This window comes from Cellulomonas sp. IC4_254 (genome assembly GCF_011603975.1).
In the GTDB taxonomy this organism is placed as follows: Bacteria; Actinomycetota; Actinomycetes; order Actinomycetales; family Cellulomonadaceae; genus Cellulomonas.
In genome coordinates this window covers 1-3,556 of record NZ_JAANNB010000277.1, presented here as the reverse complement: position 1 = coordinate 3,556, position 3,556 = coordinate 1, and the positions used below count along the sequence as shown (strand labels likewise).

Sequence of the window (3,556 nt, the reverse complement as noted above, 5' to 3'; positions counted from 1 at the left end):
CCGTCGCCGCGCCGACGCGGCTGACCGTCCCCGACCTCGGGGTCGCGGTGGACGTGGTCCCGGTCGGGACGGACGACGTCGGTGCGCTCGAGGTGCCGGCGGACCCGCGCGTCGCGGGCTGGTGGTCGAGCGGGGCGGTGCCGGGCGCGCCGGAGGGGTCGACGGTGGTGGCGGCCCACGTCGATGCCGAGGGCGTGGGCGCCGGGCCCATGGCGGCCGTGCTGCGGGCCGCGGTCGGGACGAGGGTGGAGGTCACCACGACCGCGGGCACGGTCGTGCGGTACGCCGTGGCCGAGGTCCGGTCGTACCCGAAGTCGTCCGGGCTCCCGGCCGGCCTGTTCGCCGTGGGCGGCCCGTCGCGCCTGGTCGTGATCACCTGCAGCGGGGCGTTCCGGTCCGGGCACTACGCAGACAACGCGGTCGTGGTCGCCACTCCGCTGTGAGCGCGCCGGGCCTACGCAACAGTTCTTTCGCAACACCTCTTGCGCAACGACTGTTGCGCGTCTAGCGTTGCTCGCATGACCACCGCCGAGCACACCGACGACGCGACCGCCGCCGCGGCCCCGGGCCCCGCGACGCGGCCCGAGACCCTGCGGGTCACCGACCCGACCCGGGTCCGGGCCCTCGCCCACCCGGTGCGGATGGACCTGCTGTCGTTCCTCGACGACGTCGGCGAGGCCACCGCGACGGAGTGCGCCGTGCATCTCGGCCAGACCGTCGCGAACTGCTCGTTCCACCTCCGGACGCTCGCCAAGGCCGGCTACATCGAGCCCGCCGAGCCGCGCGGCCGCGAGCGCCCCTGGCGCGTCGTCGCCCGCGAGCGCAACATCACGCCCGACCCGCTCGACCCGGCCTCCCGGCGCGCGGTCCTGGAGCTCGGCGAGATCTCGGTGCGCCGGGAGGCCGAGCGCTACATCGACCACCTCCGGCATCTCGACCACGACGGCGTCGTGGACCCCGGCCTCATCCCGCTGACCCAGCTGACCACGTCGGCGTTCTGGGCCACCCCGGAGGAGACCGCCGAGCTCATCGAGGGCATGCACGCGCTGATGAAGCGGTTCGACGGCCGCACCGTCGACCCCGCGATCCGACCCGGTGGCGCCCGCATGATGCGGATGTTCACCGCGATCAACCCCGACATGGCCTTCGAGCCCAGCGCCGAGGCCGCCCCGCCCGCACCGCAGCAGGAGGACTGAGCCATGACCACGGTGACCTTCGACGTCAGCTACGGCACCCGCGCGGTGCCGCTCCGGCTGCCCTACCTGTCCGTGCGGCGCCGCCGGGCCGCCGAGGCCGCCGCGGCCGCCGCCGTCGCCCGCGCGGTGCCGCACGCGCGCGACCCGCGGGCCGCCGCCCGGGCCCGCGCGACCACGCAGGCCCTCGCCGACCGCGACGCCGCCGTGGACCGCGCCCTGGCGTCCCGCGCGGGCATCGGCGTCTGACGCCGGCCCGGCCGCCCGCTCCGGCCGGCCGCCCCTCCGCCCGCGACTGAGTACGAGACGTGCCGAGGGGGTAGTCGGCGACTACCCCCTCGGCACGTCTGATACCCACTCGGCGCCAGGCGCGCGACGGGAGGCGGCCCAGCGACGCAGCGCGCCGCGCGCGGACGCGCACCGCCCCCGCCCGGGTCAGCCCAGGCCGGCCTCGTGCACCAGGCGCGCGATCTGCACCCGGTTCGCGACCCCGAGCTTCGCGAACAGGTGCGCCACGTGCGTCTTGACCGTCGCGAGGCCGAGGAACAGCCGCTCGGCGATCTCCTGGTTCGACAGCCCCTCCGCGACGGCGACCGCCACGTCCCGTTCGCGCGGGGTCAGCACCTCCAGCGCCCGCAGCGCCGCCGCCCGCCGCTCGGCGTCCTCCGGCTTGGCCACCGACGCGATGAGCTGGGCGGTGACCGTCGGCGACAGGATGGGCTCCCCGGCCGCGACCCGGTGGATGCCGTCGACCAGCTGTGCCGGCGGGGTGTCCTTCAGCAGGAACCCCGCGGCGCCCTCGCGCAGCGCGCGGAGCACCAGCTCGTCGGCGTCGAACGTCGTGAGCACGATGACCCGGGCCGTCGACCCGGCGGCGGCGAGCGACCGGAGGGCGGTCAGCCCGTCGACCCGCGGCATCCGGACGTCCATCAATACGACGTCGGGGCGCAGCCGCTGCACGACGGTCACGGCCTCCGCGCCGTCGGCGCACTCGGCGACCACCTCGAGGCGCGGGTCGCCGCCGAGGATCATCCGGAGGCTGGCGCGGACCAGGGCGTCGTCGTCGACGACCACCACGCGCACGACCTCGGCCTGGACGTCGGCGGGCCCGGCGGGGGTCGGGGTCAGCTCGGCCACGGCAGCCACACTCTCACGGCGAACCGCCCGTCCGGCCCGACGCCGTGCTCGAGCGACCCGCCCAGCAGCTCGGCGCGCTCGGCGGCGCCGACGAGGCCGAGCCCGGCGCCGGGTGCCCCCGCGACGACCCCGACCGGCACCGGGTTCGTCGCCTCGACGAGCAGCCGCTCCCCCGGCTCCCCCGCCAGCCGCACCTGGACCTCCTGCCCCGGCGCGTGCTTCCGGGCGTTGGTCAGGGCCTCCTGGAGCACCCGGAAGGCGGTGCGCGAGGCGGTGTCCGGCAGCCCGGCGAGCGCCGACCGGTCCCCGCCGGGCAGCCCGGACACGTCGAGTCGCGCGGGGGTGCCGGCCTCGTCGGCGTCGGCGAGCAGGGCCGGCAGCTCGGCGAGCGTCGGCTGCGGTGCCTCGTCCTCGGTCGGCACCACCGTGTCGTCGTCGGCCCGGAGCACGCCGAGCACCTCGCGGAGCTCCCCGAGCGCCCGGTGCGCGCTGTCCCGGATCGTCTCGGCGGACGCGGTGATCTGCGCCCGGGTCAGGTCGTCCCGGTAGGCGAGGCCGCCGGCCTGCATCGCGACCAGGGAGATCCGGTGCGCCAGGACGTCGTGCATCTCGCGCGCGATCCGGGTGCGCTCGGCCTGCCGCGCCTCCGCGGCCCGGGACTCCTGGGCGCGCTCGGCGGCCTCGGCGCGCAGCCGCAGGGTCGCCAGCAGCTCCCGGCGGGCGCCGATGTAGAAGCCGGTCGCGACGAGCAGCCCCAGGAACAGCAGGCTGAGCCCGAGGGCGGCCAGCACCCAGGGCACCCCGAGGTCCGCCGTGGCCGAGGTGCCCGGGTACATCACCTCGTACGCGACGGTGGCCGCGATCCAGACGACGCCCGCGAGCGCCACCTCCCGCCACCGCCGCCGGGTGGCGAGCGAGACGAGCGCGAGCATCCCCGGCCCGACCGCGAACGCCGACAGCGCGGTCAGGCCGGCGATGAGCAGGGTGGTGAGCAGCGGGCGCCGCCGGCGGAGCGCGAGCAGGCCGACCGCGACGAGGCCGAGGACCAGGTCGAGCAGGACCATCCCGGCCGCCCGGGCCCCGTCGCCGACCGGCGCCCCGGTGACGTCGTCGACGACGAACACCCACAGCACCAGGCCGACCCCCACGGCCGCGAGGTAGCGCCACGTCCGCGACCAGGGTCCGAGGCGCGGCGGCGCCAGGGCGGCGGCGCCGCCGCGCCTCGG

At 77.2% G+C, this 3,556-nt stretch carries 5 protein-coding genes; 3 read left to right on the top strand and 2 right to left on the bottom strand.

Features of this window, described 5'->3' with window-relative positions; translation table 11 throughout:
* From G6556_RS17750 to G6556_RS17740, 3 genes are all read left to right on the top strand, one after another.
* A partial coding sequence (locus tag G6556_RS17750) for a class F sortase (protein WP_166944331.1) occupies nt 1–443 on the top strand: 443 nt, incomplete at its 5' end.
* A 75-nt stretch (nt 444–518) separates the two neighbouring features.
* Nucleotides 519–1,196: a winged helix-turn-helix domain-containing protein gene (locus G6556_RS17745; RefSeq protein ID WP_166944329.1), complete on the top strand. Its 678-nt coding sequence runs from the start codon at nt 519–521 to the stop codon at nt 1,194–1,196.
* 3 nt (nt 1,197–1,199) lie between these two features.
* Entirely contained in the window at nt 1,200–1,442 is a 243-nt protein-coding gene (locus G6556_RS17740) for a hypothetical protein (protein ID WP_166944327.1), read from the top strand.
* Between the two features lie 186 nt (nt 1,443–1,628).
* Here the strand turns inward: G6556_RS17740 and G6556_RS17735 are convergent, their stop codons facing one another.
* Nucleotides 1,629–2,330, bottom strand: coding sequence for a response regulator transcription factor (locus tag G6556_RS17735; protein ID WP_346774983.1), 702 nt, complete (start codon nt 2,328–2,330; stop codon nt 1,629–1,631).
* Nucleotides 2,318–3,556: histidine kinase (locus tag G6556_RS17730; RefSeq protein WP_166944323.1), on the bottom strand; the 1,239-nt coding region annotated here is incomplete at its 5' end. The genes G6556_RS17730 and G6556_RS17735, both read right to left, overlap by 13 nt.